1 protein-coding gene is annotated in these 267 nt (G+C 41.9%); it reads right to left on the reverse strand.

The features are described 5' to 3' along the window. Nucleotides 1-267 (reverse strand): helix-turn-helix domain-containing protein (locus tag Q1A70_RS20665; RefSeq protein WP_299695951.1); only part of this gene is annotated, 267 nt, incomplete at both ends.

A 267-nucleotide genomic window follows, 5' to 3' on the forward strand; every position in this document is an offset into this window, starting at 1 on the left:
TCTGTAAATGTTGTGCACACCATACTTAACGTTGAACTGCTCTTCGATGTATGCAACAAAATCCTCTCCCTGTAATCGACCACCATCAGGCTTTATAGCGGATTCAGTGACATACTTTTTAAACTGCTCCAGTTGTTTTTGGCTTAGGCTACAAGGGCGACCTGGATGATGTTTACCAGCTAAAGCATCCAAACCAAACTGCTGGTAAGTTGCCACCCAAGTATTAACACTTGTACGACTAACTTTGAGAATCCTTGCTATTTCAGT

It is taken from the genome of uncultured Vibrio sp., from assembly GCF_947488985.1.
GTDB lineage: Bacteria > Pseudomonadota > Gammaproteobacteria > Enterobacterales > Vibrionaceae > Vibrio.